Genomic DNA, 1,084 nt, shown 5'->3' on the forward strand with positions numbered 1-1,084 from the left:
AAGAACCCCCTGGTGCACTACGTCCTCGACGGCGGCCCCGCCCGGCCGGACCGAGAGGCGGCCCTGGCGCTGCGGGTCGAGACGCTCGCGCCCTACTTCGACGCCGCCCACTACCGGGTGTCGCTCCGCGGGCCGGCCGCGGACGCGCTGGCGGACGCCTCCGCGGCCGAGCTGCTGCGGTCCTACGTGGAGGGCGGCTGGCGGTCGCTCGTCAGCCCGCGCCCGGATTTCGACCCGGCCGGCTTCGTGCAGGCGCGGGCCGGCAGCCGGGCGGTTCAGGACGACCCGTTCTTCCGCTACGTGGCGGAGACGCGTCTGTCGGGGGGTAAGCCGTTCGCGGAGGCGGGGCGGCTGAACCTGCCGGCGGTGGACGCGGCGTGGTACCGGGGGACCTACCCGGACGTGGGTACTCAGGCGCCGTACCTGCACTTTGCCGGGGCGGGCTGGCGGGAGCTGCGCGATCCGGGCCCGGGGCGTTCGACGCTCGACGCGCTGTTGCGGGTGTGCGGGCTAGAACCGGCCCGGCCGCCGATCGCGGATACGGCCTGGCTCGGGGCGATCGGGCGGGAGCCCGTGGACGAGGCGGCGGCGCTGGCGCGTCAGGCACAGCTGATCGCGAAGCACTTCGACCACGCGTTCTACCGAGCGCGCTATGGTCTCGCGCCGGAAGCGGACGCGGTGGGCGACTACTGCGACACCGGCTGGCAAAGCGGACGGAACCCCAGGCCCGACTTCAACGGACAGGCCTATCTGGAGGCGCATCCGGGGGTCCGCGAGACCGGCTTGGCGCCCTTCGTTCATTTCCTGGCGACGGCGTTGCTGCATGGGGCCGACATATCCGCCGGCGCCTTCGATCCGCGCCACGGCACGCCGGACTCGCGGGAGGCGGCACTCGAAGACGACATGCGCCTGATCGAGCCCCATTTTGATGCCGCCTATTACGCCAAGCGTTATCCCGATACCGCGAATGCGGCCGGCGGCCCGCTCGCGCATTTCGTCGCCTATGGCCAGCACGAGGGCCGCGACCCGAGCAAGACCTTCTCCATCGCGTTCTACGCGGAGACCTACGGCCATCTCCTCGGTC

Annotated in this window: 1 pseudogene; it reads left to right on the forward strand. The window is 72.2% G+C overall.

The features are described 5' to 3' along the window. Nucleotides 1-1,084: pseudogene (locus tag OXS27_RS32285) on the forward strand (glycosyl transferase); the annotation flags it as partial.

This window comes from Methylobacterium sp. GC_Met_3, from assembly GCF_026540775.1.
GTDB lineage: Bacteria > Pseudomonadota > Alphaproteobacteria > Rhizobiales > Beijerinckiaceae > Methylobacterium.